A 25,205-nucleotide genomic window follows, 5' to 3' on the forward strand; every position below is an offset into this window, starting at 1 on the left:
ATGAAATGGTCAAAAAGAACAACTGAAAAACAAACTATACTTGAAGAAATTTTAAATGCTGTTTCTCATGGTTTAATGGTTCCTGTTAGTATTGTTATTTTTTTTATTTTTTATAGTAAAAAAGGAGTTTTTCAATTTCCTGTATTTTTATTAACATTAACTATGTTTATGCTTTATTTAATGAGCTGTTTATATCATTCTTTATCTTTTACAAAAGCTAAAAGACATTTCCAAAGATTCGATCATATTTGTATTTATTTATTAATTTGGGGCAGTTTTTTACCTTTTTTATTTTATTCAGAAGAAAAAAAATTATTTAATTTAATTTTTTGTATTTCACAATCTTTTGTAATATTGATCGGAATACTTTTGAAAATATTTCAATTTCACAAAGATGATAAAATTCATTTGATTTTATTTCTATTATTAGGTTGGAGCGGAATTTGGGTTATATTTGATTTATGGTCAATTGTGAATCAAAATTATAGTATATTATTATTTTTATTTTTAGGAGGTTTTTTTTATAGTATCGGAATTTTATTTTATAACGAGTTATATAAAAAATATTATCATTTTATTTGGCATTTATTTGTAATTTTAGCCAATTTATGTCATGTTTATTCTATTTTTTTGTTGATAAAATAATTTAATGAATTGTTTTATTTTAAAAAATAATATATAATATTAATATGGATAATGAAATGAAATTAATTATAGCTATAATTTCTAATGAAAATGCTAATAAAGTGCAAACGTCTTTAAATAAAGAAAATATTTTTAATACTAGATTAAATACTAAAGGCGGTTTTTTAAAAGAAACTAATACTACTTTTGTTATCGGTATAAAAAAGGAAAAGGTTGAACAAGTTTTAGATATTTTTAGAAAATTTTCTAAAACTAAAACACAATTAATTCCTAATAATATTTTAAATGAAATGAGTTTTTTAGCTCCTTTATCTTCTGAAATTACTATTGGAGGGGCTACTGTTTTTATTTTAGATATAGAGCAATTTTTAAAAATATAAAATTAATTAATTGTATAAAATAATTTTGAAAGGAAAATATGATATATGGCTTTAAATAAAGAACAAAAAAAAGAGATTATTTTAAATTCTACTAATTCTGAGATTAATACTGGTTCCATACAAGCAATGATTGATTTATTATCTTGCGAAATAGAAGAATTAAATAAACATTTAAAACAACATCCATTTGATTTTCATTCTAAACGTGGTTTATTAACTAAAAATAAAAAAAGAAGTATTTATCTTAAGTATTTAAAGTCTAAAAGTAAATTATAAATAAAAAAAACTATCTTAAAATTTTAAGATATTTTTTTTTATTTATAATTATGATTTTTATTTTATTTTTTATTATTCTTTTTCTTGGAGCGAATGAGGGGAATCGAACCCCCGTCTTATGCTTGGCAAGCATAAGTAATGGCCACTATACGACATTCGCATTTTTTAATTTATAAAAATGATTACTTTTAAAGTATAACATAAAAAATATTTTATAATATCAAATTATACTGGTGCCTTTAACAAGAATTGAACTTGTGTTTTGTCATTACCATTGACATGTTTTTCCATTAAACTATAAAGGCTTTTTTTATAATCGTTTATAATTAATTTTATCATATTAAATGAATTTAAAATATAATAAAATGTTTATTTTATTATTATTTATTATATAATGAAATTGGTGTTTCATCTAATTATAAAAAAAAGGAGTTTTAAAATTAATTAATGGAAAAACAAACAAAAGTTAAATGGCAAGGCATTACAAAATGGTTTAATACAAATAAAAGCTTTGGTTTTATTAAAGGAGTAACGCCTATCGGAGAAATCCCATTTAACGAAATCGCTGAGCAATTTGAAGTTGACAATTCAGAAATCGAACAGTTAGTTGATAAAAGAGAAAGAGAAGAAGACGATTTATTTTGTCATGCTAATAACATTGTACAAGGTAATACAAAACCACTTCCAGGTCATTATCAAAATAGCAGATATAAAAAATTAGAAGAAAATGATAAAGTAGAATTTTTTATTAAATTAGTAAATGGCAGAGAACAAGCTTGTTTCATAGTTTTAGTTTAATTTTTTTGTATTAAAATTAATATTTAATTAAAAAAAGATTCAATGAATCTTTTTTTAATTAAAAAAGATTTATTAGAATTAATATTTAATTAAAAAAAGAATTAAAATAATTAGGAATATTTTATGAAAAAATTTAGTAGCGAATCAGTTACAAAAGGTCATCCTGATAAAATAGCGGATCAAATTTCAGATGCTTTGTTAGATGCTTTTTTAAAACAAGATCCTGAATCTAAAGTAGCGATTGAAACCGTAGTAACAAAACAAAAAGTTATTGTTTTGGGAGAAATCAAAACTTTGTTTAGGTTTGATTCAGAATATATTGAAAATATTATCAAAAATGTTGTGAAAGAAATCGGATATAATAGAGAAAGTGAAAATTTTTGTTATCAAAATATATCTATTTTAAATTTTATTCATGAACAATCAATAGAATTAACAAAAATTGTTCAAAATAAAGCAGCAGGAGATCAAGGTTCAATGTTTGGTTATGCAACAAAAGAAACTGATCTTTTTTTACCTTTAAATTTTTTTTTAGCTAGGAATTTATCTTTAAGATTAACTGAAGTTAGAGAAAAAAAAATATTGCCTTTTTTAAGACCAGATGGAAAAACTCAAATTACTTTGGTTTATGATGAAAATAATAATCCGCTTTATATAGATTCTATTGTTTTGTCTACTCAATACGAAGAAAATATTGAACAAGAATTTTTAAAAAAGAATATTTTAAAATATGTTATCGAACCGATAATTAATCCTGTTTTAATTAACGAAAAAACTAATTTTTTGATTAATCCTTCTGAAAGTTTTGTTATTGGTGGTCCTGCTGCTGATACAGGTTTAACAGGAAGAAAAATAATTCAAGATTCTTATGGATGTGAAGTTCGTCATGGAGGTGGTTGTTTTAGTGGTAAAGATGCTTCTAAAGTTGACAGAAGCGGCGCTTATATGACTAGATATTTAGCTAAAAATATTGTTGCTGCTGGTTTATGTGATAAGTGCGAAATACAATTATCTTACATCATATCTTTTGAGAAACCTGTTAGTTTGTTTATAAATACTTTTGGTACGAATAAAGTTTCAGAAAATTTAATTCTTGAAACGATTGAAAAAAATTTTGATTTAACTCCACAAGGAATAATTAAAATATTAAATTTAAGAAAACCTTTATTCCAAATAACTTCTTGTGAAGGTCATTTTGGACGTAATGATAACTTATTTTCTTGGGAAAAGATAGATCAAATTTCACTTTTTTCTAAATTATTGAAAGAAAAAATTAATTAACATTTTTAAAAATTATTTATTTGGTTTTCAATAATAAAAAAGGAAATTATTTTATATGAAAAATTCTAAATTTGTTAAAGAGATAATTCCGCGTTTTCTTAATTTTGGCAAATGGTATCAAGAAATTTGTTTAAAAGCAGAATTGCTTGATTATTCAGATATTAAAGGTTTTTTTATTTATCTACCTTATGGATATACTATATGGGAATTTATTAGAGAATTCGTAGATAAAAGATTAAAAAAACTTAATCATCAAAATGTTTATTTCCCTTTATTATTTACCCAAAATTTATTTAAAAAAGAAAAAGAACATATTGATGGTTTTTCTCCAGAAGTTATTACAATTGAAGAAGTTAATCAAGAAAAATTATTAGATAAATTAATTATAAGACCTACTTCAGAAGTATTATTTTCTCAATATTATGCAAAAAAAATATTTTCTTATCGTGATTTACCTAAATTATTTAATCAATGGTGCAATGTTGTACGTTGGGAAAAAACTAATAAACCATTTTTAAGAAGCAAAGAATTTTTATGGCAAGAAGGACATACAGTTCATGCCACTAAAAAAGAAGCCATTAAAGAAACTATTACAATATTGAATTTATATAAAAAATTAGGAAAAGAATTATTAGCTATTCCTTTTGTTTCAGGAAAAAAAACACAATCAGAAAAATTTAAAGGTGCCGAATGGACTTATTCTATTGAAGCTTTAATGTATGATAAACAAGCTCTTCAAGCGGGCACTTCACATTATTTAGGAACTAAATTTTCTAAAAATTTTCAAATTAAATTTCAAGATTCTAATTTAGATACTAAATTTGCTGAACAAACTTCTTGGGGGATTTCTACAAGATTAATAGGAGCTATGATTATGATTCATGGAGATGATGAAGGTTTAGTTTTGCCTCCTTATATCGCTCCTATTCAAATAGTTATTATTCCACTTCAATCTCAAAAAAAAGAAGTTTTAGAAAAAGCTAATAAATTATATAAACAATTATCTAGAAAATATAGAGTTGTTTTAGATAATCAAAATAAAAATATTGGTTGGAAATTTAGTCATTACGAATTAAAAGGTATTCCATTGAGAATAGAATTAGGATTAAGAGATTTACAAGAAAATAATATTACAATCTTTACAAGACATAATTTTAAAAAAAAAATAATTAAAGAAGAGTCTTTATTGAAAGAAATTCCTATTTTATTAAAAACCATTCATAAAGAAATGTTTCAAAAAGCTTCGAATTTTTTAAAAGAAAATATATTAGAAGTCACAACTTATGAAGATTTTAAAAAAAATCTTAAAAATAAAGGATATATTAAAATGAGTGTTTATGAGAATGAAGCAGAAAAAATTATTAAAGAAGAAACAGGAGCGACAGCTAGAGTTATTGTTTCACAAAAATTAATTACTAAAATATGCCCTGTGACTAAAAAGAAAGCTAATCAAACTATTTTATTCGCCAGAGCTTATTAAAATTTTATGTCATTATTTTTTCATTAATAAAAATCATTTAAAATGATTTTTTTATTTTTTAAAAGTTTTTTAATTTGATTTTGTAAATATTATAATTTTTTTTAATTATATAAAAAAGATATAATTAATATGTTGTTTTATTTAGTTTATTTATTTATAATTTTTTTGATACAAAAAAAATAAAAATATTTTGATATTTTTTATTTTAATATATTATTTAAAATAATCATTAATAAGAGTAAAATATGAATTTTAAAGTAGCTATTATAGGAAGACCTAATGTAGGCAAATCAAGCTTATTTAATCGTATTTTAAATAAAAGATTATCGATTGTTTATGAAGAGGCTGGGACGACTAAAGACCGTATTTATGCTGAAACTACATGGTTAAATCAAAAATTTTTTATCATTGATACTGGAGGAATTGTTTTTGATAATATTCCTTTAATTCAACAAATTAAATATCAAGCTGAATTAGCTATTTCCGAATCTAATTTAATTATTTGGGTTACTGATGGTCAAAATACTACAATAACCAAAGAAGAATTAGGAATAACTAAAATGTTATATAATAGTCATAAAAATGTTATTATAGCTGTTAATAAAATAGATAATTTAAATTTATATGAAAATGTTTATGAATTTTATTCTTTAGGATTTAGTAATATCATAGGAATTAGTACTCAACATGGAATTGGTATCGGCAAATTATTAGATAAAGTTGTATCTTATTTACCACGTGATAAAAAAATAGAAAATGATGAAACAGAAGATTTAAAGTTTTGTTTAGTAGGTCGTACTAATGTCGGAAAATCTACTTTAACTAACGCTTTATTATCACAGGAAAGAATGATTGTTTCTGATCTTTCAGGAACTACAATTGATGCAGTTGACACTATATTTGAAAAAAATAATCAAAGATATCATATAATAGATACCGCTGGAATACGAAGAAAAAAAAATTTTTATGAAAAACATGAAAAATATAGTTTTTTAAGAGCTTTAGATGCTATTCAAAGAAGTGATATTGTTTGTTTTTTATTAGATATAAGTTATAATATTACTGAGCAAGATAGAAATATAGCTGCTATTATTTTTAATTATTCAAAACCTTGTATTATTGTTTTTAATAAATGGGATTTATTAGACCCTTCTGATAAAGACATAAAAAAATTCGAATTAATGGTTAAAACAGAATTTAAATTTTTTAATCATGTTCCAATAGTTTTTTTATCTGCGAAAAATATAAAAAAAATTCATAAATTGTTTAATGCTTTAGATAAAGTTTTTGATAATTATAGACAAACTTTTTCTTCTCATTTATTAAATGATATTTTACACGAAGCTACTCAAATTAATCCTCCATCTTTTTTTAATCAAGGTAAAGCGAAATTTTATTATTTAAAACAAACAGCTACGAAATGTCCTGAATTTATTTGTTTAGTCAATGATCCTAAATTTATTCATTTTTCTTATGAAAGATATTTAAAAAATCAATTAAGATTAAATTTAGAATTAAGCGGAATTCCTTTGAAAATAATTTTTAAAAAGAAAGAAGTTTTTTTGTAATGGAAAAAATTACTATTATTGGTGGTGGTGCTTGGGGGTCGACTTTAGCTCAAGTTTTAGATGATAATTCGAATCAAGTATTAATTTATGATAATAATATTGAATATATTAAAAAAATAAACGAACAAAAACATCCTTTTTTTGATGTTCGTTTATCTGATAAAATTAAAGCGACTGATGATTTAGAAAAAGCACTTTGTCATTCTGATTATATTTTTTTATCTATTCCTACACAAAATATGAGAAGTTTATTCAAACAAATTAATAATATTTTAATTTTAAGCAAAAATTTTATTAATGTTTCGAAAGGTATCGAATTTAAAAGTAATAAAATTATTTCTCAGATTATTACAGAAGAAATATCTGCTGATAAAATTAAAAATTATGTTTTTCTTGCTGGCCCTTCTCATGCTGAGGAAGTTGTTTTGAGAAAAATTACTTTTTTAACAGCTTCTTCTTTAAATCAAGAATTTGCTTTAAAAATTGCTAAAATGTTTTTTAATAAAAATTATTTAAAAGTTTCTACCTCTAATGATGTAATAGGTTGCGAGATATGCACTTCTTTTAAAAATGCTTTGGCTTTGGTCAGTGGTATGTTAGATGGTGTTAATTTCGCTTCTAATGCTCGTTCAGCATTTATTACTTTCGGAATTGCTGAAATGAAAAAGATTTTATTTTTGTTTTCCAAGTCGAATTCTATCGAAACTGTTTTGAGTTTAGTAGGATTAGGAGATTTAATTGTTACTGTTTTTAATGAAAATTCTCGTAATTATCAAGCTGGAAAAAAAATTCGAATGGGTAAAAATTTAGATCAAATTTTGAATCAAGCTAATCAAGTTATCGAAGGAATTTATAACTTAAAAGTTTTTTATAATTTGGCAATTAAAAATAAAATTTGTTTACCAATTATAGAAAGTGCTTATAAGGTTATTTTTGAATATAAACCTTTTGATTTTATTTTATTAAATATTTTTGAAAAATATTAAAAATAACAAAAATATTGTTTTATTGTAATATTTATGTTGATAATATTTTTTTTTATGTTAAAATTCTATTGGATTTTGCAAAATTTTTAAAAATTAATTAAAATTAAGAGGAATTAAAATGAATAAGTTAAAATTCATCAGTAAGATGTCTAAAAAGTTAAATGTTGAAGCAGAAAAAGTAGGAGAATTTTTGTCTTGTTTAAGTAATGTTGTGGCAGAAGGTTTAAAAGAAGAAAAAAAAGAAAAACCTAATTCAAAAGTAATTAAAGTAGTGATTGGTAATTTAGGAGCAGTACATTTAAAATATAGAAAAGAAAAAGTATGCAAAGTTCCAAAAAGTAATAAAGTTGTAACTCTTCCAGCTAGATTTGTTCCAGTATTTAAAATAAGCGAAGCATTTAAAGATTTAGCTTCAGAAGATATTTAAAATAAATATTTGAAAATTTTTAGAGTAAATATTTTTTATTTTAAAAAAAATAGTTTATAATTATACATATAAAACAAATATAATAACAACAAAATAACACAAAAATACAAAATAAAAGGTTTAAAAAAATGAGTGATTTAGTCAAATTAATTTGTACAGAATGTGGTAGAGAAAATTATCATACTTACAAAAATAAGAAAAAAACTCCTGGACGTTTAGAATTTAAAAAATATTGTCCTTTTTTGCGTAAACATACTGTTCATAGAGAAAAAAAATAAAATTTTAATAGAGTTTTAACAAAATGTCTTTTTATCAAAAAAATCGTTCTTTATTGTTATCTAAAATGAAAAAAGGTAGTATTGCTTTATTCTTTTCTAATTTAAATGATTTTTCTCTTGATTTAAATTTTGCCTTAAATAAAAATTTTTATTATTTGACAGGTATAGAAGAAGATAATTCTGTTTTATTAATTGTTAAGGATTCTTATGGTAATGAAGAAGTTTTTTTATTTTTGAAATATAATGATTTATTAAAACAAAAATGGGATGGAGAAAGTCTTAGTTTTGAAAAAGCATCAAATTTAAGTTCCATTCCATTAATGAATATTTTAAATATTGATATTTTAAATTCTTTTTTAACCTGTTTATTTAATAATGCTAAAAATTCAAAATATGGTTTTATTGAAAATTTTTATTTAGATTTATCAAATACTGATTTAAATAAAAAATTTAATTTGTCTTTATTGAGAGCTGAATGGATTCAAAAAAATTATCCTTATATAAATATTTATGATTCTTGTAATTTTTTAATAAATATGAGAGTTATTAAAAATGAAACAGAGATTGATTTGATAAAAAAAGCAATTGTTTTTAATGATAAAGCTTTAAGATCAATTGCTAAAGTTTTAAAACCTGGTATGTATGAATATCAAATATCAGCATTTTATCATTATTTTTTAGCTGATCACGATTTACGTCCTTCTTTTAACACTATTATAGCTTCTGGAAAGAATGCTACTATTTTGCATTATAATCTACAAAAAGATCGAATTAAACAAAATGATTTGGTATTGCTAGATTTAGGTGTAAAATATAATAATTATGCTTCCGATATTTCTTTTTGTTTTCCTGCTAGTGGAAAATTTACATCTCAACAAAAAATTATTTATAATATAGTTTTAGAAGCTAATAGAAAAATTATTGAATGGATTAGACCAGGATATACTTTTCAAGAAATGAATAAATTCGGAAAAGATATTTTAAAAACCAGATTACAGGAAAATGGATTTATGAAAGTGGATGAGAATATAGAAAATTATTGTTATCATGGATTAGGTCATTATTTAGGTTTAGATGTTCATGATGTTGGAAACATTTACGAACCTATTAAAGAAAATAGTGTTATTACTGTAGAGCCTGGTTTATATTTCGAAGAATTTAATTTAGGCGTTAGAATAGAAGATAATATTTTAATCAAAAAAGATGGTAATATTAATTTAACTAAAGATGTTCCTAGAAAAACAGAAGATATTGAATTTTTAATGATTAAAGAATAAATATTTTTCGAGATTTTAAATTTTTTGTTTTGATACATTGGGGCCCTGTAGCCAAGTGGTAAGGCATGGCTCTGCAAAAGCTTGATCGACGGTTCAAATCCGCCCAGGGCCTCCAAACATTAATCTTTAATTTATATAATAAAATAAAAAAAGCATTTTTGAAAAATTAAAATAATTTGATTTTTCAAAAATGTTTTTTTAAATTAATAAAAAAATAAATATTAAAAAAATTAATTAATATTTTTTATTATTAATTTTTTTAAGAATATTTTTTGAACCAAAATTAAATTTGTTTTCTGTTCCTTTGATTAAATTTTTTATATTATTAGAATGTTTTATAAAAATTAAAATAGTTATAATTAGAATTCCTAAAAGTATCCTAATATCAATGTTATTGTTTCTTTTTATTAAATACGAAATCCATAAAAAAACATTAACTAATGAAGTTGATAATAAAGAAGCTAAAGAAGCATAACCTGAAATTCTTAAAAATAAAATAAAAAATACGATTCCTAAGATTCCAATAAAAGGGTTAATAGCCGTAATAAAACCTACAGAAGTTGCTATTGCTTTCCCTCCTTTGAATTTGTTAAAAATAGAAAACATATGTCCTAAAATGGTTATTATTCCATATAATAATTTATAATCTGACGGTGACGGTATTATAATAATCCAAAAACCTTTTAAAAAATCTAATAAAAAAACAACAAAACCATATTTAAATCCTAAAATTCTAGCTGCATTAGAAGAACCTATATTTTTAGAACCCAATAAACGTAAATCTTTATTTTTGAAAATTTTACTTATTATTAAACCCATTGGAATAGACCCGATAAAATAACAAATAAAAATAAAAAAAAGTTTGAGACAATTATTATCTAGCATTTTTTTACCTTTGTACTTAATTTAAATAAAAAATTTTTTAATAGAAATTTATTGCATATACTATTATTTTATTATATTTTAAAAGATTTATTTGTTTATAATATTTTTTTATTCATCTTAATTTAATTAAAGAAAAAATTGTTTAATATTTTATTAAAAGTTTATTTAATATAAATAAAACATTTTAATTATAATTTTTTTATATTATTTTTAACTGAATCTAAAAAAAGATTTTAAACTGTCTTTTTTTATATACAATTTTTCATTTTAAAATTATGAGGATAAATCAACTGCTTTTAAGAGATATAAATTTTTTATTATAGTTGATCTTGTCCCTGACCGTACAAGCAAGTTTCCAAACATACGGCTTCCCATAATTCTATCTCTTTCGGGAGAAATAATTCTTTATAAGTATAATCAACGTAGTCAGATTTGATTTTACTTTATCTAGAAATATTTTAATAAAGGCTTTTATTGATTGTTGTAATTTTTTATAAGGTATTTAAATAAAAAATAGCCTTATATAGGATCATTCATAATTTTAACAATTTTTTAGTTAAAAATTATAATAATTGTTTTGTATTTATTTCATTGTGATTATACTTATTATAATAATAAAAATTAAAAGTTTCCAATATTATTAAGTTTTGGGGTTTATTATATTATTATTAATAATATTTTATTTGTTAATGTTTTTATATTTATCTCGCTTTTGAGGGTCTAATTTATATAACTGTAAAGTTTCTAATTGATTGACATCAATTTTCCCAATCAATTCTTTAATACGGTTTTTAGTTTCATCTTGGTAGTTAATTTGAAATAGAGGATAGAGGTTTTTAAGGGGGTTATTTTGGTTTTTAAGAGTGGTTTAGATTCGAAAGTAATAGTTTACTATTACTAGAAGAGAAATTATCATTAATTAGGGTTATTTTTGTTTGTTTCATTTCTTCTAAGATTTGAGGATCAACGAAGAGAGTTTGATTTTTCGGGCGGTAATTGGCTTCTTGGTAGGTATTTTTCTTTTTAGAATGAGCAATAATAGTGAGATTAATTAAATCTTCTTTTAATATTTTTAAAAAGTTTTTAATTTGAGTTAAATCATTTGGGGTGGCTTTCGTCTTCCCGCCCCCGATTCTAATTTCTTGACTAGTGTCTTTTTTCATTTCTTTTATCCTTTTATTTTAAATTTAGTTATTAAAAAACAATAATTTTAATCAATTATTTCTACTTTGTCTTTTCCAAAAAAATAAATGGATAAATCGACGATGATTTTCTTTTTAGCCTCTTCATAAGTAATGTATGGGTCTAAAAAACATTTTTGGTAAGCTTCTTTTTCGTATTGACGTAATAAATCATCGACATCTTTACAAGTTTGATCGTAAGGAGGTAAAATGCATCTAATTTCATAAGGTGTTTGTTGTGAGGCAAGTTGTTTTCCTAAGGCTTCGCTGCGTTTTCGGCCTGTTTCGTCATTATCTAAGGCGATAATTACTTTGATATTTTCTTTTTTGAAAATTTCTATTTGGGATTGAGAAAGTAATTGGGCGACACAAATGAGACCGACCACGTTTTTAATCCAGTTTTGCCAACAACTAATGACATCAAAAAATCCTTCATGAATAATGATGATTTTCGTTTTTTTAATATATGGTAACGCTTCAAAAAACCGATAACTAAAATAAAAAGTAGGGGTTTGACTAAAATTAGTTAAAGCTTGGTATTTAGGTTGAAAGTAAGAAACTTCACGGAAATGGTTTTGATAAAAATGAAATGTTTTATTATATCCATTTTCAATGGGGATAATGATGGAACAATAAAAAGTATCATGAAAATATTTTTTACCTTGTTGACTGGTTTTTTCTTTGATAAAACCATATTCAACTAATTGATCGATATTAATATTTTTCTTTTTACAATAATTTATGAGAAGAAAGGATAAAGGTTTATCAGATAAGGGGGCGTGACCTAGATGAAATTCTTTAATGGTTTCTAAAGTTAGTTTTCTTTTTTGAGTTAAATATTCTATTCCTAGTTTACTTTCGTTATTACGGTTAGAAATTAACAAATAATGATAATAATCTCTAATTTGGTTAAATAAAGATGAGATTTCTTTAAATAATTGTTTCTTTTTGATATTAATTTCCTGTTCGTCAACTGGTTGTTTTGATTTCATTGGATGAAATGGTTGTTGAAAAAGGTTAATAGTTATTTGAGTTATTTCTTTTCTTCTTGGTTTAAGGCTTTAAATTCTAAAGAATTCATAAATCCTTCTATTCTTTGGATCGCTTCCGAAAAGGATTTAATTTGACGGATAGCCATATAAACATCAATAATATCGTAATCTTTCCCGCATTTCCAACAATGAATTTTATTATCTGAAGTGAAATGACAACAAGTAGGATTCTTTCCTTGATGGATGGGGTACAAAGAAAACGGTGGTGGTTATTAAAATTTAGAGGTAAAATTTTTAATTTTTTTAATAAAACAGACATGGGGAAATGAGTTTGGATGTGTTTTATTTTTTCTTGATAATTTATTGAGTTTTCTCCTTAATAACTTTCTAATGGATAAGGTAAAACATAACCGATTTCTTGGAAGGTTTGGGTACTCATTTCAAAGTGATAAACTAAGTTCTTTTTGGTACCACTGCGATTCTTTTTAATAGATAATTCAATGATTTTTTGTGATTCGTTATTTTTTGATGCTAAATATAATTGATGACTGTTTTGATGATAGATATTTAAGGGTTTTTCTTTGTCTTTGGATATTTTGGGTTGGAATTCAGACATCATTAAGACGATATCTGAGTTAGTTTCAATTCTACCACTTCCTTTTAAAGCGGTGATTTCAGGGGATTTACCTTGGTAATGGCTATATGTATCTCTTGAAAATTGTGAGAGAATGATGATGACAATATTTAATTCTATGGCTAATTGTTTGAGTTTCGTCATTATTTCGTCAATGGCTAGACGGTCATTTACTAGCTTTAGTAATTTGGAGATGGTCGATAACGATGATTTTTAATTGTTTTTCTAAATGAAGGCGATAAACTAAATCAATGATATAATCTATTTTTTTACCTTGATCATAACTAAATGATAAGTTAAGCTGGGAAAAGAATTGTTGAGCGTCATTCATCCTTTCCATGTAGGTATGTGTGTTGATATGTTTGAGTCTTCCCAATTTTTATCTAAAATAACATCTAAGGGAATTTGAGTTTGGTGGGCTAATAAACGACTTAAATTTTCTTCTAATGTCATTTCATAAGAAAAAACTAAGAGATGAGGATGATGGTGAGTTTCTTGATACTTAGTTTTGGCGATATCGCACAACAGATTATAGACCAAAGTGGTTTTTCCTAAACCAGTATAGCCTGATAATTAGTGTCGTTCAAATAAATCAAAAAGTAAGCAAATTTAGCTTGGATGCAATATAATTGACATTGAACTTGGGCCCAGTATAGTATTGAGGTATATTTTCTAACTGTGGATTGGTTAAAAAACTAGTCCAAGTGGATGAAACTGCTTGGTTTTCATGCACATAAGGACATTTAATTTCTAAAACTGCTTTAAATTGTTCATTGTAACCGTCTAAAGAAGCGGAAAAAAGTTTAACTTGATCATCAGTAAAAATGGCGTCTTCGAAAGTTAAATTAGTTTTTTGAATGAAAAATTGACGCGCAATGGGGTTCCATCTTTTGTCCATGAAGTGTGTATTGATTAGCGGTAAAAGTGGCGCCAAAGAGTTTATCATGAACTAACTGTTCCCATGGAACGAAAGGGATCTAACCTCGTAATAGAAGCGATTTCAGAAGCGTTGATGTATTTTTTTCGGTGTTGATATTATAATTTGGTGCGTTGATTTAAGTTTTTGATGCGAATAATAATTATTCTTTCTTAAATATTTTCTTTAATAATAATAAAAGATATTTTCCTAAATAATAAATAAACCTTAGAATGTGATAAAGACATTTAAAAAGAAAATCAATTAAATATAAAAGATGGGGAAGAAATAATAAAATAATTATTAATAAACCTAAGTTTAACCATTGATTTTGATAAGTAAAGAAATAATCGCTTATAGTTTTAAGCATGTTATTTAACTTAGTTAACCAAGTATTAATGAAATGTCACATGATGATTAGGTCGCTTCGTGGTTAAATGTTGATAAAATTGAACCACTATGCCTTGTTTTAATTGGTGGATACTTAGTTTGACGGTTAAAAGATAGAACTTAATGACATAATAAATAGTGATAATTGGAAGAAATGAAAGTAGGGTAATGATGAAAAAGATGATATTACTAGGTAAAAATTGAAAGATTTTTTTAATGAACATGGTTTTTGTGTTTCCTTTCCAATTGTTGAGTGAGTTGTTAAATAAAAAAAAGACCCTGTGGAGGGTCTTATTTTTTGATTAAAAAAATTTAATTTTTTAACGTCTTCTGTTATTATTTGTTTGATTTTGATTGATTTGTCTTTGTAGATTGTATTGGTGGTTTTGAGCAAAAATTTGTTGATTTATCATTGGAAGATTATTTCCTACAATATTTATTCTGTTTGAAATTAAAGAAATTCTGTTGAAACGTGTTTGAGATTCTAAATTAGTATCATTAAAAACGTTAGTTAATTCTATCATTAAAGTATTTATTTCTTCTTCAAGTTGATGTTTTCTTGCGTCTAAATTTATTTCAGAAAAAGCATATAATTTTTTATTATTAGTTATAAACAATAGTCCTAAAAAAATAAATAAATAAATACTTATGATTCTAAATTGATCTTTTAATTTAATCATTAATTAAATCTCCTTTTTATTTTTTATAATCGTTCTTTTTGGAACTTTCTGGTTGATCAATTGGACATTTAGAATTGTTTTTTATTAAATTCATAGGTTGAAGTTCATCATCATCATTTATTGCAGAACTGATATTTCGTCTAGAACTTTCTGGTTGTTCACCATAAGTTGTTGATAATTGATTATTGTTTTGTCTTTTATTATATTTGTTAATTGCTTTTGTAATACATTTTTGTTTTTCCAAAAGTGCATCTTTTTTTTCGTCATTAATTTTGAAATTTGCTAATTCGTTTTGTATTACAAATTCTTCATTTATATACAAAACATATTCTTCATCATTAGAAATTTCATTATTATTACTATTTTTATTACCCATTCCCATAACTTGATAATTATTAGTGATGAATAATAGTCCTAAGAAAATAAATAAACAAATATTTATTATTTTAAATTGATTTTGTAATTTAATCATTAATTAAATCTCCTTTGATTTTTATTCCTTTAATTTTAATATATTAGAAGTTGTTAAGTTTTTAATCACCAATCAGAGCTGGTTCTTTTATTATTTTCAGCTTCTTTGGTGTTGATCATAGTTTTGTTTATCTTGGTAAAGGGATAAAGTTTTTCTTTTTGGGTTGAATTGGAGATGGAAATTTTCGTTTTTAAATTCTGAATTTTCCAACCATGCGCGTCCAAGATAGTAGTCTTTGTCGTCGTCTAATAAGTGTTTAGGGCCTTTGTATTTAACGATTAAGTAATTACTGCCTGGACCTTCTTTTGAGTTGTTTTTCTAAATCGACATATATAAATAATTGGCTATCAATTGTTGTTTCGAAACGAGAAAATTTAAATCCGTTTGCTGTGGTCATATCATAAGTAACGGCTTTTTGATTCCAACGGTCGAAAAGGATAACGGTCTTTTATGTAGTTGGCGAGGTTAAAAGGTTCTTTTTGAGTTTTGAGGCGTTCTTGAATTTTCATCAATTCAAAAGATCCGATATTTTCTTTGTTAGCGAGTTGTTGTTGATAATAACCTACTCCATTAAGGCCATCAAAAGTATAATGGACTTCAATCATTGATTGAGTTCTTCCTCGGTGATCAGTTTCTTCCCATTTGTTTTTGTTATCAGCTTTGGTTTCTTTTAAAATAGGGATTTCTTCTTTCGGTAACTTAATGATTCCTGTTTCAGTTAAAACGAAAAAACCAATCAATAAAAAAAGAAGTACCCCTAATATGATAAAAACCCATTTAATGATTTTTTTAATATTAAACATGATTAGTTCCTTTCGGGTAATTTGTAATATACCAACATTTTAACACATTTAACTTTTGAATTTTAATTAAAACCATTTTTTGAACCAAGAAGTTACTTTATTAACTGTTTTGTTTACGTCGTCTTTAATTTTATTAGTAAAGGGTTGAATTGAACCTTTCCAGGTTTCTTGTTTGTCTATGGTTGATTTAATTTGTTCGTATTCTGTTTTTTTTTGGGTTAATTTATTATTTTTTTCTTCTAAGGTTATTTTGTTGTTTCATGGGCTTTTTGTTCGTCTTTTATTTGTTCTTTAAGTTTATTGATTTCATGACGGAGTTCGGCGTTTTCTTCAAGATATTTACCAGAGACGTTTTCTAAAGCTTTAATGGTTCCTTCGAGGGCTTCAATGTGAAGACCTTGTTTTACCCATTTGTCGATTTGTTGTTCTAATTCCTCGCTTAAACGGTTAATTTCATTTGCTTGTTCGTTGATGATTTGGTTTAGTTGGGTGATTTCTTGGTCTTTTTGGTAGATAGTTTCTTGATATTCTTTTTCTTTTTGTTGAAAATTAGTAGTTAATTGATTGATTTCATTTTGGAGTGCTTGTTTTTCTTGTTGGGATAAAGCTTGATTGGTTATTAATTCTTGGTTTTTATTTTCGATTAAAGATTTTTGTTCTTGGAGTTGGTTTTGGAGTTGTTCGGTCATTTGGTTTTGTTCGTCAATTTGATTGATTAATTGATTAATTTGTTTTTCTTTTTCGGTGTTGATCGTTTTTTCTTGGTGAAGGTCAGTTTCTAATTGATTAATCTTTTGATCTTTGGTAAAAATTTCGTTTTCTTTAGAACGGATTTTATCGATTTATTGATTGATTTCTTTTTGAAGTTCTTGTTTTTCTTGTTGAGATAGTTTTTGATTATTTTCTAATTCTTCTTGTTTTTGAGTTAAATCATGTTCTAAATTAGCTTTTTGTGTTTCTAAAGTTAAACTATTAATTTTTTCTTGTTGGAGTTGAATTTCTAATAAGTTTTTCGCTTTGATGATTTCTTCAGGAGTTAGTTGTTGCGTTTCAGTTGTTTTGTTATTTTCTTTTAATTCCTCACCAAGTAGTGGTGTTTGTTGGAGTTGTTCTTGTTGTAGATAGGTGGGTTCAGTTGTTGATTGATCAACTGAACCCTTATCAGGGATTGTTAAGGTTACTAGTTTCTCTTTCTTCTTGATTTGTTTCTTTTTGATTTGTTTCGTCTTTAACTTCATTATTATTAGTTAAAGTTGATTCTTCATCTTCAATAATTGTTGGATTGAATGATTGTTGAATAGATGGCGCTTGTAATATCGATTTTGGGGGATTTTCCATTTTATGGGTTAATTGTTGTGGAGGATTAGGTATTTTGGTTTCTTCTTGATAAAATTGGTAAAGTTCATAAGCAGTTGAAGCTAAAGAAACCCAAAATAAAACTTTACTACCAATTTTAAGGATTTTTCCACCGACATTCGCTATTTTGGAAGTAGCTTTTTTTTGAATGATGGTTTTAGTTCCTTTTTTAATGGTTTTTTTCTTTCCACTTTTTAACCAATTACCGATTTTCCCAATTCCAAAACAAATGCCTATGATGCTTAAAGTGGTTGCTAGATAATAACCTAATTTATTTTGTGGTGAAGGAGCATGATTAGGGTTTTTATCGTTGCCTGTTATTTTATTATAAATATACTCGTAAAAAGTGCGAATTGGTTGGGTGGCTTTATCATATAAGATTTTAGTTTTAGCTGCGGCGTCACCTGTAAAAGCGTTTATTTGATTGAAAATTTCAGGAAAGAATCTGAAAAGCGTCCAATAAATCGCCCCACCAATTAATAATAATGGGATACATCAAATGAGGATTTTAAAGAAAGTTTTAGTAATTTTAAAAAACCAGTTTTCTTTTTGAGTTTGAGTTTCGATAATGATTTTAGGAGTTGTAGTTTTTCTTTTGATAATTATTTCGTTAGATTTATTGTTTTTAGTGTTTTTATTTGTTTTTTTGGCCATATGATTTTACTCGCTTTCTTGATTTGATTTATTTTGATTTATTATCATTTTTTCTAATTTATCTATATTTTCATTAATTTTTTTAAAATTACTTTGGGTTTCTTGTTGGAATTCGTTCATTTCCTTTTCAATAAGGTTAAATTTTTGTTTTAAATATTGGTTTTGAAGATTAATATGTTTTTTTAAATTATCATTATTGAAATTACAGATGATAATTGTTGTTAAAGTAAAAATTATTAAACAAATATAAGGCGAATATTTTTGAATAATTTTCATTTTGTTTCTTCCTTTTTTAGTTTTTTATTCATGTTAACGGCCTTACCGTTAATGTATCTGTAAAATAAAAAAGACTCTAATTTAGAGTCTTTTTAGTATTTTGGAATTATTTTTGATTATTATTTTTAGATATGGTGTGATGTTTATCTTGGTAAAGAGATAAAGTTTTACGAACAGGATTGAAGTGAAGGTGAAAATGGGTTAATTCGAAGTTGACATCGTGAACGAAAGCCTTGCCAAGATAATAGTATTTGTCTTCTTCTAAGAAGTGTTTAGGGCCTTTGTATTTAACGATTAAGTGATTAAAAAGCCTTGGGCCTTTGAATTGTTGTTTTTCAAAATTGATATTTGAATATAAAGAACTGTCATCTTCCATATCGAAAGAAGCGGAATTGAATCCGTTTAAAGTGGTATGATCGTAAGTTAAACCCTCTTTTATTCCAACGGTCGAAAGGATGACGGTCTTTGATGTAACAAACTAAGTTAGATGGTTCTTTTTGAAGTTCGAGGCGGTTTTCGACCAGCTTTAATTCTTTTCTTAAACTTTCCTCTTTAGTTTGAAGAGTTTTAAGATTATTTTTAATATCAATGATTTATTGATTTTTATCTTTAATGGTTTGTTCGTATTTGTCAGGTGTTTGTTTTAAAGTGACTAATTCTTGTTCTAATTGGGAGATTTTGTTTTCTTGGTGGATTTTAGTTAATTGCTGATTAATATTACTTAATTCCGTTTGGATTTGAGAATAGCGACGATTGTAATAGTTAATTCCGTTTAAACCATCAAAGGTATAGCGACATTCAATTTAGTTTCGTCTTTAGGTTTATCTAAATATTGAAGGATTCTTTGATGCCATTGGGCGTATTGGTTTTCACAAGTTGTTCGGCGTTGTTTCACTTTTTGATGATCAGGTTTTATTTTTAATTTTAGTTGTAAGACTTCTTCAATATCAGAAGGTAACATGACTTCGTGGGTTTGAGGGTTTTGTTGAGCCCATTTAGCGGTTTTTTTGTAAGCTGCTTTCGATGATAGTGGTTAAATCACGATTAGAGAGGTTTTTACCTTGACATAATTGGGTAATCTCTTTTAAAGCTAAGAAAGTATGATAACTAATTTGATAAGGGACAATAATATGTTTTAAATAACCTTCAATTTCATTATTTTTTAAATGACCGATATAGATTTCTTTACTAAAACGACTGCGTAAAGCGGTATCAATTTTATGAAGATTATTAGTCGCTCCCATTAAGATAATTTTTTTATTACTATTATTAAAACCATCTAATTTATTTAATAAAGTATTAATCACATTGACTCCTCCTGAAGAAATGTTGGAATCATTACGATTTTCTAATCCTTCAATTTCATCAATAAAGATAATGGTTTTATCATGATTTTCGGCTTCTTGCCATACTTTATCAACTTCTTTTTCCCCTTCACCCATGTATTTTTGTCGGAATTTGGAAGGAATTAAATTAATAAAGCGAACGTTAGCCTCACCACAAAACGCTTTGATTAAAAAGGTTTTCCCTGTTCCTAGAGGACCATAGAGTAAATAACCTTTGGGGCTATAACTTTATCGAAGTTAATTAAAGATTGGTTTGTGCGAAAATAAGTTAATAAGTCTTCTAATTCTTCTTTTTTACTTTCCATGTCATAAACATCTTTGAATGTTACTTTCTTTTTAGTATGTGGAAGAGGTTTGTTTTCTTTTAAATGATTTAATTGGATAGTTAAATTTTTCTTTTGTTTTTCAAAAGCTAATTTTTGATCAGTTAAGAAAAGTTGAAAATCATTTAAATTTTTTAATTCAGTTTGATTTTTTTGATATTCTTTTTGCGTTTTTAATTCTTCAATTCTTTTTTGATTAGTTTCGACATAATTAAGGGCTTGATTTAATTGAGAAATTTGTTGTTGGAGGTTTTCTTGGGTTTGAAGTTGGGCTTTTTCTTGCGCTAATTTTTCTAATTCTTCTTGTTTTTCTTTTTGATTTTGGTTTAAGGCTTTCCTTTGTTCTAATAAATTATTGACTAAGGTTTGTTGGGTTTGTTGTTGATTTTTTAGTTCTGTTAATTGTTGTTGTTTTTGGGTTTTAATGGTCGGAGGTAATTGAGGGTTATTAGTTAATTCGGTTTGCAGAGTTTTAATTTTGGTAATAATGTCGGTTAAAGTTTTAACATTCTCATCAATTTGGGTTTTTAAGGTTTGATCTTGTTGTTGAAGTTCTTGGATTTTAGCTTGTTCTAATTTGATTTGGTTGTCGATCTCTTGTTTTTGTGTTGATGAGGGTTGCTTGGTTAATGATGGGTTTTGAATTGGTGGGCGAGAATGAGTGATACCAAAAATTAATAAAATCAATAAACCTAAACTTAATAATCCGATCAAACTCAAATAAATTTTTTTTTAATGACATAAATAACCTCCTTTCTTAGATTGTTTTAAAAAAAATAATTTGGTTATTTTAAAATTAAAGTTTTAACTTTGTCTTTAATGGTTTTTGAAAGTTTGAAAGTGACTACTGTTTTGATAGGGATTTTTAATTTTTTCTTTGTTTTAGGGTTTCTACCGATGTAGGCTGTTCTTGATTTTAATTTAAATTTGCCTATTTTAGGAAATAAAACTACTTCTTCGTTCTTAGTGATAGCGTTGATTAAATTATTTTCGAAGATATTATAAAATTCTTCAGTTTTAGTTACGGAAGTTTTGTTAGCTAAAGAGATTTTTTTAATTAATTCTTTTTTTGTCATAATTATTTGACTCCTTTTGTTTGATTTTTTTAATTGTTTGTTGGTTAGATGATTAAGTTCATTTGGTTGTTATGAAATCTTTTTTTTAAAAAGGTAAATTTTCTTGAGGTTTATTGTCTAAAAAGATCACGTTTTGAAGAATAACTTTAGTGTTGATTTTGGTTTGACCTTCATTATTCGTGTATTTTTGGATGGATAAAGTTCTTTCAAGATAAATTTTCGAATCTTTATGTAAATATTTCTTCATGTTTTCGGCTTGTTTACGAAAAGCGAAACAAGGGATGAATTGGGTTTTATCTTTCATGTTAAGAGCTAATTGAAAATCGATTTTAGGGATTTGTTCGTTGTTTGAATTGATATATTGTTTTTCTAAATCATGGCTTAGACGGCTGATTAATTGAACTTTATTTAACATATTTTATTTTTCCTTCTTTTTGATATATATATTCTGTTTTATTTATTTATAGATAAAACTTTTGAAAACGAAATGCATTGAACGACTATCTGATTTGTTGATGTTGGAATCGTTTATTACTGTTGTTTCAAAAATTTTATGCTTGGTTTTGATAAAAAAAAGATTACTTTGGAAGTAATCTAGTTTTTATTTTTTTATTGTTTAAAATAACTAGTTTAACGTCATTACGGACGAGAAAGGTTAACGTTTTTTTGTTTTTTTTAATTTTTTGATAGCGATGTTTTTAATATTTTCTATTTGTTTTAAAGATAAATTAATTTTTTCAGCAATGTCGGTGTTATTATAACATCTTTGATAATCTTCGTTGATATTCCCTAAAGAAACACCAAAACTTAAATGGATAATTTTAAATTCGTTTTCACTTAATTTAGCTTTCATTTTTTTTAAAAAAATTTCATGATTAACTTGTTTTAACCATAATTGATGAGGGTTTAAATTATTTATTTGATATGGTTCATAAAACTCTTCTTTAAAAGAAAGATTATCAACTTTATGATTTTTTTGCGGAAGAGAAGGAGAATGACTTTTTCTAATCATTTCTGTGATTTCCGATTTGATAGTTGGATTAGCGTAAGCAATAAAGTTATAACCTAAATCTTCATAATTATTGAGGGCTTTGATTAATCCTAAAATCCCTTCTTGATATAAATCTTCTCTAGTTAAAACTCGAAGATAATATTTAAATTTATAAACTAGTTTTTTTACCAAAGGTAAATGAAGTTCGATTAATTGATTACGAATTTCTAAATTCTTTTTATTTTTTAAAAAATCTTTAAATAATTCTTGTCTTAACATTTAATTCCTTTCTAAAAACGTTTTTAGAAAAGAGAGGAAATTATTTTTTTAGTCTTTGAAACAAAAAAAGACTAACTTATTAGTTAGTCTTAAAGAGTTTTTAAAAAATAAAAAATGTCTAAAGTTTTGGAACAACTCAAACACACCCCCTGCAATTAATAAACTTTATCTTATTTTTAAAACTTATCAAGCTAAACCGATTACAATTTTAACTTTGAAAAAGAGATATAAACAAAATATCACCTGATGTTGAAGCTATTTTAAAATGAGCTATTGAAAAATATGGTTATATGACTGGGGCGGCGAATTAAGAGAAAAAAACATCAAGAAAAAACGTATTTAACATCTTATAAAACTGTTAATTGGGTTCAAAAATTTATCACAAAAGATATTATTTACGAATATTTTAAAGATAATAATAAATTTTAATATGGATTATCGTAGCAAACCTTTTAAATATTTATTTCTTAAAAAATATATTAATATAAAACATTATCAATATAAAAAATAATTTGATATTAAGTATTTTGTAGAAAAAGTATTAATGAAATTAGATAGTTATGTTGTTGGTAATTTGAGTTGGGGGAAATATAGAAAATAAGAAAACTAAAAGCGGAAAAGGACATTTTCGATTGATTAGTAAAAAAGAACTCGAACAATATTATCCTAATTTATCTTTAACTGAAGATGATGAAAAATTAAGGATCTATAAATTTACCTTAGATAAAACAGTTAGAGTTTGTGGTATTCTTGATTGTATACAATACTTTTTTTATATTTTAGTTTGTGATTTAGCACACAAAATTAATGATAAAAAATAATATTTTTCAATAATCGCCCTTATACAGCCCATTACATCAACACTAACTAAATTTAAATTATAAACTAAGTTCAACTTATTAAGTTGAACTTTTTTATTTAATTAAAATTAATTTTTAACTTTTTTGTTAATTAACAAAAAAAAGAAATAATAAAATATGAAAAATTTAAATTTAAAAAAACAAAAAAAATAAGACGACTTTTTATAATTCTATCTCTTTCAGGATGAATAATCTCTCACAAGATTATTTCCGAAAATTTGTTTTATATCAAATGGTCAAGTTATTTTTATGACTTTGAGGTCTCAGAATATAATGGATATTTGTTAGATATCATAATATTTAGGTCTCTTTACCACCTATTTTCATATAATAATTATAATAAAAAATATTATATTAATTTAAGGATTAATTTAAGGTGTTGAAAAAAATATGAAATTATTTTTATAAGAAAATTTAAATATTAATAAATAAAAATATTTTTTAAATAGATTTTAATGAAAAAACAAAAAATATTTTTTTTATTTTGTTATTATTATATATAGTATATTTATATATTTAAATTTATATTTTTATCAAAAAAATATTTTTTTCTTTAAAAAAATTCCTAGAGGTTTTTTTAATTAATAAATAAAAAGGGGGAAATAAATTTTATGTATCAAAATATTTTTGAATTAAAAAAAATATTGACTGAAGTAGAAAATAAAATAATTAAAGAATTACAAAATATTAAAGAAATAAAAAAATTATTAGAATCGGAAACAAAATATCTAGGAAAAAAAGGTTTTTTTTTAAATATTTTAAAAGAAATTAATAATTACGAACCAGAAATTCAAAAAGAATTGAAAAAAGTTGTTTTTATTTCTAAACAAAAAAACATTAATTTATTTAAAGAAAAAAAAACTTTATTAGAAAATAAAATTTTAAATGAAAAGTTAACAAAAGAAAAAATAGATGTTACTTTGCCTTCTTTTCAATTTCCACAAGGGTGTATTCATCCTTTAAATCAAATGATTAAAGAAATAGAAAATTTTTTCTTAAGTTTGGGATACTCTATTCATGAAGGCACAGAAATAGAAACTGATTTATACAATTTCGAAATGTTAAATATGAGTAAAAATCATCCTTCAAGAGATATGCAAGATTCTTTTTATTTAAAAAATAATCCAGAAAATCTTTTAAGAACTCATACTTCTCCTATTCAAATTAAAACTATGTTAAAACAACGTAATAAATTTTTGAAAATTATTTCTTCTGGAAAAGTATATAGAAGAGATAAAGACGATGATACTCATAGTCATCAATTTACTCAATTAGATGGTTTTTATGTTGGTTTTAAAGTTAGTTTAATAGATTTAGTAGAAATCATTACATCTTTTGTTAAACATATTTTTGGAGAAGAACAAAAAATAAGACTTCGTACTTCTTACTTTCCTTTTACTAAACCAAGTTTTGAATTAGATTTAGTAATGGAAGGGGCAAACAAAAAGAAAGTTTATTTAGAAATACTAGGAGCTGGATTAATTCATCCCCAAGTATTAAATAATGTAGGTTTTGATAATAAAAAATATACTGGTTTAGCCTTTGGTATGGGAATCGAAAGAATCACAATGTTAAAAAAAAATATAAAAAATATTAGACATTTTTATAATAACGATATTCGTTTTTTAAATCAATTTGTTTAAACTTTTTAATAAAATAAATTAAATTATTTAATTTTAAAGGATATAAAAAATA

The 25,205-nt window shown here is 24.5% G+C and carries 29 protein-coding genes, 3 tRNA genes and 5 pseudogenes; 14 read left to right on the forward strand and 23 right to left on the reverse strand.

Features of this window, described 5'->3' with window-relative positions; translation table 11 throughout:
* From trhA to RS022_RS01285, 3 genes are read left to right on the forward strand one after another with little or no spacing between them, the layout of a single operon-like run.
* Positions 1-645 carry a PAQR family membrane homeostasis protein TrhA gene (gene trhA / locus RS022_RS01275; protein WP_268850081.1) on the forward strand — a complete coding sequence of 215 codons (645 nt, stop codon included), beginning with the start codon at positions 1-3 and terminating at the stop codon, positions 643-645.
* Positions 646-701: 56 nt separating this feature from the next.
* The gene (locus RS022_RS01280) at positions 702-1,025 is read left to right on the forward strand and encodes a cyclic-di-AMP receptor (RefSeq protein ID WP_225696009.1); all 324 of its coding nucleotides are present in this window, start codon (positions 702-704) and stop codon (positions 1,023-1,025) included.
* Positions 1,026-1,070: 45 nt separating this feature from the next.
* Positions 1,071-1,301, forward strand: a complete 231-nt coding sequence (locus tag RS022_RS01285) for a 30S ribosomal protein S15 (RefSeq protein WP_268850082.1) — start codon at positions 1,071-1,073, stop codon at positions 1,299-1,301.
* An 85-nt stretch (positions 1,302-1,386) separates the two neighbouring features.
* On the opposite strand, the gene RS022_RS01290 is transcribed toward RS022_RS01285, so the two are convergent.
* Positions 1,387-1,461, reverse strand: a tRNA-Gly gene (locus RS022_RS01290).
* A 71-nt stretch (positions 1,462-1,532) separates the two neighbouring features.
* Positions 1,533-1,606, reverse strand: a tRNA-Thr gene (locus RS022_RS01295).
* 142 nt (positions 1,607-1,748) lie between these two features.
* Between RS022_RS01295 and RS022_RS01300 the strand changes: the two genes are divergently transcribed.
* The 9 genes from RS022_RS01300 to RS022_RS01340 all read left to right on the forward strand — a co-directional run bounded on the left by RS022_RS01300 (position 1,749) and on the right by RS022_RS01340 (position 9,511).
* A complete protein-coding gene (locus RS022_RS01300) occupies positions 1,749-2,099 on the forward strand; it encodes a S1 domain-containing protein (protein ID WP_268850083.1) in 351 nt (116 codons plus the stop codon).
* 123 nt (positions 2,100-2,222) lie between these two features.
* Entirely contained in the window at positions 2,223-3,380 is a 1,158-nt protein-coding gene (gene metK / locus RS022_RS01305) for a methionine adenosyltransferase (protein WP_268850084.1), read from the forward strand.
* Positions 3,381-3,435: 55 nt separating this feature from the next.
* Entirely contained in the window at positions 3,436-4,860 is a 1,425-nt protein-coding gene (gene proS / locus RS022_RS01310) for a proline--tRNA ligase (protein WP_268850085.1), read from the forward strand.
* Between the two features lie 245 nt (positions 4,861-5,105).
* Positions 5,106-6,428 (forward strand): ribosome biogenesis GTPase Der, encoded by a 1,323-nt coding sequence (der, locus tag RS022_RS01315; protein ID WP_268850086.1) that lies wholly within the window; start codon positions 5,106-5,108, stop codon positions 6,426-6,428.
* Positions 6,428-7,414: an NAD(P)H-dependent glycerol-3-phosphate dehydrogenase gene (locus RS022_RS01320; protein ID WP_268850087.1), complete on the forward strand. Its 987-nt coding sequence runs from the start codon at positions 6,428-6,430 to the stop codon at positions 7,412-7,414. The genes der and RS022_RS01320 overlap by 1 nt, the downstream gene beginning before the upstream one ends.
* Before the next feature lie 118 nt (positions 7,415-7,532).
* The gene (locus RS022_RS01325; protein ID WP_268850088.1) at positions 7,533-7,841 is read left to right on the forward strand and encodes an HU family DNA-binding protein; all 309 of its coding nucleotides are present in this window, start codon (positions 7,533-7,535) and stop codon (positions 7,839-7,841) included.
* A 128-nt stretch (positions 7,842-7,969) separates the two neighbouring features.
* A complete protein-coding gene (gene rpmG / locus RS022_RS01330) occupies positions 7,970-8,119 on the forward strand; it encodes a 50S ribosomal protein L33 (RefSeq protein WP_121463710.1) in 150 nt (49 codons plus the stop codon).
* 23 nt (positions 8,120-8,142) lie between these two features.
* The gene (locus tag RS022_RS01335; protein WP_268850089.1) at positions 8,143-9,396 is read left to right on the forward strand and encodes an aminopeptidase P N-terminal domain-containing protein; all 1,254 of its coding nucleotides are present in this window, start codon (positions 8,143-8,145) and stop codon (positions 9,394-9,396) included.
* Between the two features lie 41 nt (positions 9,397-9,437).
* Positions 9,438-9,511 (forward strand) — tRNA-Cys (locus tag RS022_RS01340).
* Between the two features lie 119 nt (positions 9,512-9,630).
* Here RS022_RS01340 and plsY read toward each other — a convergent pair.
* The 21 genes and pseudogenes from plsY to RS022_RS01445 form a co-directional block, all read right to left on the reverse strand.
* On the reverse strand, positions 9,631-10,281 hold the full coding sequence (gene plsY, locus RS022_RS01345; protein WP_268850090.1) for a glycerol-3-phosphate 1-O-acyltransferase PlsY: 651 nt from the start codon (positions 10,279-10,281) through the stop codon (positions 9,631-9,633).
* A gap of 697 nt (positions 10,282-10,978) precedes the next feature.
* Positions 10,979-11,444, reverse strand: a pseudogene (locus RS022_RS01350) (phase variable surface lipoprotein); the annotation flags it as partial.
* A 47-nt stretch (positions 11,445-11,491) separates the two neighbouring features.
* Positions 11,492-12,818, reverse strand: a pseudogene (locus RS022_RS01355) (toprim domain-containing protein).
* A gap of 12 nt (positions 12,819-12,830) precedes the next feature.
* Positions 12,831-13,661: pseudogene (locus RS022_RS01360) on the reverse strand (DnaB-like helicase C-terminal domain-containing protein); the annotation flags it as partial.
* Positions 13,643-14,102, reverse strand: a pseudogene (locus tag RS022_RS01365) (lambda-exonuclease family protein); the annotation flags it as partial. The pseudogenes RS022_RS01360 and RS022_RS01365, both read right to left, overlap by 19 nt.
* 65 nt (positions 14,103-14,167) lie before the next feature.
* Positions 14,168-14,374 carry a hypothetical protein gene (locus RS022_RS01370; protein ID WP_268850092.1) on the reverse strand — a complete coding sequence of 69 codons (207 nt, stop codon included), beginning with the start codon at positions 14,372-14,374 and terminating at the stop codon, positions 14,168-14,170.
* Between the two features lie 25 nt (positions 14,375-14,399).
* Positions 14,400-14,618, reverse strand: a complete 219-nt coding sequence (locus RS022_RS01375; protein WP_268850093.1) for a hypothetical protein — start codon at positions 14,616-14,618, stop codon at positions 14,400-14,402.
* A gap of 96 nt (positions 14,619-14,714) precedes the next feature.
* Entirely contained in the window at positions 14,715-15,074 is a 360-nt protein-coding gene (locus tag RS022_RS01380) for an SVM family protein (RefSeq protein WP_268850094.1), read from the reverse strand.
* Positions 15,075-15,090: 16 nt separating this feature from the next.
* The gene (locus tag RS022_RS01385; protein WP_268850095.1) at positions 15,091-15,546 is read right to left on the reverse strand and encodes an SVM family protein; all 456 of its coding nucleotides are present in this window, start codon (positions 15,544-15,546) and stop codon (positions 15,091-15,093) included.
* A gap of 398 nt (positions 15,547-15,944) precedes the next feature.
* Positions 15,945-16,349: a hypothetical protein gene (locus RS022_RS04120; RefSeq protein ID WP_308738522.1), complete on the reverse strand. Its 405-nt coding sequence runs from the start codon at positions 16,347-16,349 to the stop codon at positions 15,945-15,947.
* A 245-nt stretch (positions 16,350-16,594) separates the two neighbouring features.
* On the reverse strand, positions 16,595-17,038 hold the full coding sequence (locus RS022_RS01395) for an ATPase (protein ID WP_420885767.1): 444 nt from the start codon (positions 17,036-17,038) through the stop codon (positions 16,595-16,597).
* Between the two features lie 153 nt (positions 17,039-17,191).
* On the reverse strand, positions 17,192-17,587 hold the full coding sequence (locus RS022_RS01400; RefSeq protein WP_268850096.1) for a hypothetical protein: 396 nt from the start codon (positions 17,585-17,587) through the stop codon (positions 17,192-17,194).
* A pseudogene (locus RS022_RS01405) lies at positions 17,511-18,359 on the reverse strand (hypothetical protein). Before RS022_RS01405 ends, RS022_RS01400 begins: the two are co-directional and overlap by 77 nt.
* Positions 18,360-18,365: 6 nt before the next feature.
* On the reverse strand, positions 18,366-18,635 hold the full coding sequence (locus tag RS022_RS01410) for a hypothetical protein (protein WP_268850097.1): 270 nt from the start codon (positions 18,633-18,635) through the stop codon (positions 18,366-18,368).
* Positions 18,636-18,741: 106 nt separating this feature from the next.
* Positions 18,742-19,011 carry a hypothetical protein gene (locus RS022_RS01415; protein WP_268850098.1) on the reverse strand — a complete coding sequence of 90 codons (270 nt, stop codon included), beginning with the start codon at positions 19,009-19,011 and terminating at the stop codon, positions 18,742-18,744.
* Between the two features lie 396 nt (positions 19,012-19,407).
* The gene (locus tag RS022_RS01420) at positions 19,408-19,596 is read right to left on the reverse strand and encodes a hypothetical protein (protein ID WP_268850099.1); all 189 of its coding nucleotides are present in this window, start codon (positions 19,594-19,596) and stop codon (positions 19,408-19,410) included.
* Between the two features lie 34 nt (positions 19,597-19,630).
* Positions 19,631-20,149: an AAA family ATPase gene (locus RS022_RS01425; protein ID WP_268850192.1), complete on the reverse strand. Its 519-nt coding sequence runs from the start codon at positions 20,147-20,149 to the stop codon at positions 19,631-19,633.
* A gap of 20 nt (positions 20,150-20,169) precedes the next feature.
* Positions 20,170-21,018, reverse strand: coding sequence for a hypothetical protein (locus RS022_RS01430; RefSeq protein ID WP_268850100.1), 849 nt, complete (start codon positions 21,016-21,018; stop codon positions 20,170-20,172).
* Positions 21,019-21,089: 71 nt separating this feature from the next.
* Entirely contained in the window at positions 21,090-21,380 is a 291-nt protein-coding gene (locus tag RS022_RS01435; RefSeq protein ID WP_268850101.1) for an HU family DNA-binding protein, read from the reverse strand.
* 85 nt (positions 21,381-21,465) lie between these two features.
* Positions 21,466-21,795, reverse strand: coding sequence for a single-stranded DNA-binding protein (locus RS022_RS01440; protein ID WP_268850102.1), 330 nt, complete (start codon positions 21,793-21,795; stop codon positions 21,466-21,468).
* Between the two features lie 240 nt (positions 21,796-22,035).
* On the reverse strand, positions 22,036-22,650 hold the full coding sequence (locus RS022_RS01445) for a sigma-70 family RNA polymerase sigma factor (protein ID WP_268850103.1): 615 nt from the start codon (positions 22,648-22,650) through the stop codon (positions 22,036-22,038).
* A 632-nt stretch (positions 22,651-23,282) separates the two neighbouring features.
* Between RS022_RS01445 and RS022_RS01450 the strand changes: the two genes are divergently transcribed.
* A complete protein-coding gene (locus RS022_RS01450) occupies positions 23,283-23,471 on the forward strand; it encodes a hypothetical protein (RefSeq protein ID WP_268850104.1) in 189 nt (62 codons plus the stop codon).
* Between the two features lie 650 nt (positions 23,472-24,121).
* A complete protein-coding gene (pheS, locus tag RS022_RS01455) occupies positions 24,122-25,153 on the forward strand; it encodes a phenylalanine--tRNA ligase subunit alpha (RefSeq protein ID WP_268850105.1) in 1,032 nt (343 codons plus the stop codon).
* Positions 25,154-25,205: the final 52 nt, after the last annotated feature.

The sequence above is a fragment of the Candidatus Phytoplasma rubi genome (genome assembly GCF_026821955.1).
GTDB lineage: Bacteria > Bacillota_I > Bacilli_A > Acholeplasmatales > Acholeplasmataceae > Phytoplasma > Phytoplasma vitis.

Excerpts from the sequence above, each read along its gene's own strand:
- RS022_RS01280 (WP_225696009.1), top strand. The coding sequence starts at position 702 with ATGAAATTAATTATAGCTATAATTTCTAATGAAAATGCTAATAAAGTG.
- RS022_RS01300 (WP_268850083.1), top strand. The coding sequence starts at position 1,749 with ATGGAAAAACAAACAAAAGTTAAATGGCAAGGCATTACAAAATGGTTT.
- metK (WP_268850084.1), top strand. The coding sequence starts at position 2,223 with ATGAAAAAATTTAGTAGCGAATCAGTTACAAAAGGTCATCCTGATAAA.
- RS022_RS01385 (WP_268850095.1), bottom strand. The coding sequence starts at position 15,546 with ATGATTAAATTACAAAATCAATTTAAAATAATAAATATTTGTTTATTT.
- RS022_RS01285 (WP_268850082.1), top strand. The coding sequence starts at position 1,071 with ATGGCTTTAAATAAAGAACAAAAAAAAGAGATTATTTTAAATTCTACT.
- RS022_RS01320 (WP_268850087.1), top strand. The coding sequence starts at position 6,428 with ATGGAAAAAATTACTATTATTGGTGGTGGTGCTTGGGGGTCGACTTTA.
- RS022_RS01325 (WP_268850088.1), top strand. The coding sequence starts at position 7,533 with ATGAATAAGTTAAAATTCATCAGTAAGATGTCTAAAAAGTTAAATGTT.
- trhA (WP_268850081.1), top strand. The coding sequence starts at position 1 with ATGAAATGGTCAAAAAGAACAACTGAAAAACAAACTATACTTGAAGAA.
- RS022_RS01400 (WP_268850096.1), bottom strand. The coding sequence starts at position 17,587 with ATGAAGTTAAAGACGAAACAAATCAAAAAGAAACAAATCAAGAAGAAA.
- RS022_RS01380 (WP_268850094.1), bottom strand. The coding sequence starts at position 15,074 with ATGATTAAATTAAAAGATCAATTTAGAATCATAAGTATTTATTTATTT.
- RS022_RS04120 (WP_308738522.1), bottom strand. The coding sequence starts at position 16,349 with ATGTTTAATATTAAAAAAATCATTAAATGGGTTTTTATCATATTAGGG.
- RS022_RS01415 (WP_268850098.1), bottom strand. The coding sequence starts at position 19,011 with ATGGAAGATGACAGTTCTTTATATTCAAATATCAATTTTGAAAAACAA.
- der (WP_268850086.1), top strand. The coding sequence starts at position 5,106 with ATGAATTTTAAAGTAGCTATTATAGGAAGACCTAATGTAGGCAAATCA.
- plsY (WP_268850090.1), bottom strand. The coding sequence starts at position 10,281 with ATGCTAGATAATAATTGTCTCAAACTTTTTTTTATTTTTATTTGTTAT.
- RS022_RS01445 (WP_268850103.1), bottom strand. The coding sequence starts at position 22,650 with ATGTTAAGACAAGAATTATTTAAAGATTTTTTAAAAAATAAAAAGAAT.
- RS022_RS01440 (WP_268850102.1), bottom strand. The coding sequence starts at position 21,795 with ATGTTAAATAAAGTTCAATTAATCAGCCGTCTAAGCCATGATTTAGAA.
- RS022_RS01335 (WP_268850089.1), top strand. The coding sequence starts at position 8,143 with ATGTCTTTTTATCAAAAAAATCGTTCTTTATTGTTATCTAAAATGAAA.
- proS (WP_268850085.1), top strand. The coding sequence starts at position 3,436 with ATGAAAAATTCTAAATTTGTTAAAGAGATAATTCCGCGTTTTCTTAAT.
- RS022_RS01370 (WP_268850092.1), bottom strand. The coding sequence starts at position 14,374 with ATGCTTAAAACTATAAGCGATTATTTCTTTACTTATCAAAATCAATGG.
- RS022_RS01420 (WP_268850099.1), bottom strand. The coding sequence starts at position 19,596 with ATGTTACCTTCTGATATTGAAGAAGTCTTACAACTAAAATTAAAAATA.
- RS022_RS01410 (WP_268850097.1), bottom strand. The coding sequence starts at position 18,635 with ATGAAAATTATTCAAAAATATTCGCCTTATATTTGTTTAATAATTTTT.
- RS022_RS01435 (WP_268850101.1), bottom strand. The coding sequence starts at position 21,380 with ATGACAAAAAAAGAATTAATTAAAAAAATCTCTTTAGCTAACAAAACT.
- RS022_RS01395 (WP_420885767.1), bottom strand. The coding sequence starts at position 17,038 with ATGACCGAACAACTCCAAAACCAACTCCAAGAACAAAAATCTTTAATC.
- RS022_RS01375 (WP_268850093.1), bottom strand. The coding sequence starts at position 14,618 with ATGTTCATTAAAAAAATCTTTCAATTTTTACCTAGTAATATCATCTTT.
- pheS (WP_268850105.1), top strand. The coding sequence starts at position 24,122 with ATGTATCAAAATATTTTTGAATTAAAAAAAATATTGACTGAAGTAGAA.
- rpmG (WP_121463710.1), top strand. The coding sequence starts at position 7,970 with ATGAGTGATTTAGTCAAATTAATTTGTACAGAATGTGGTAGAGAAAAT.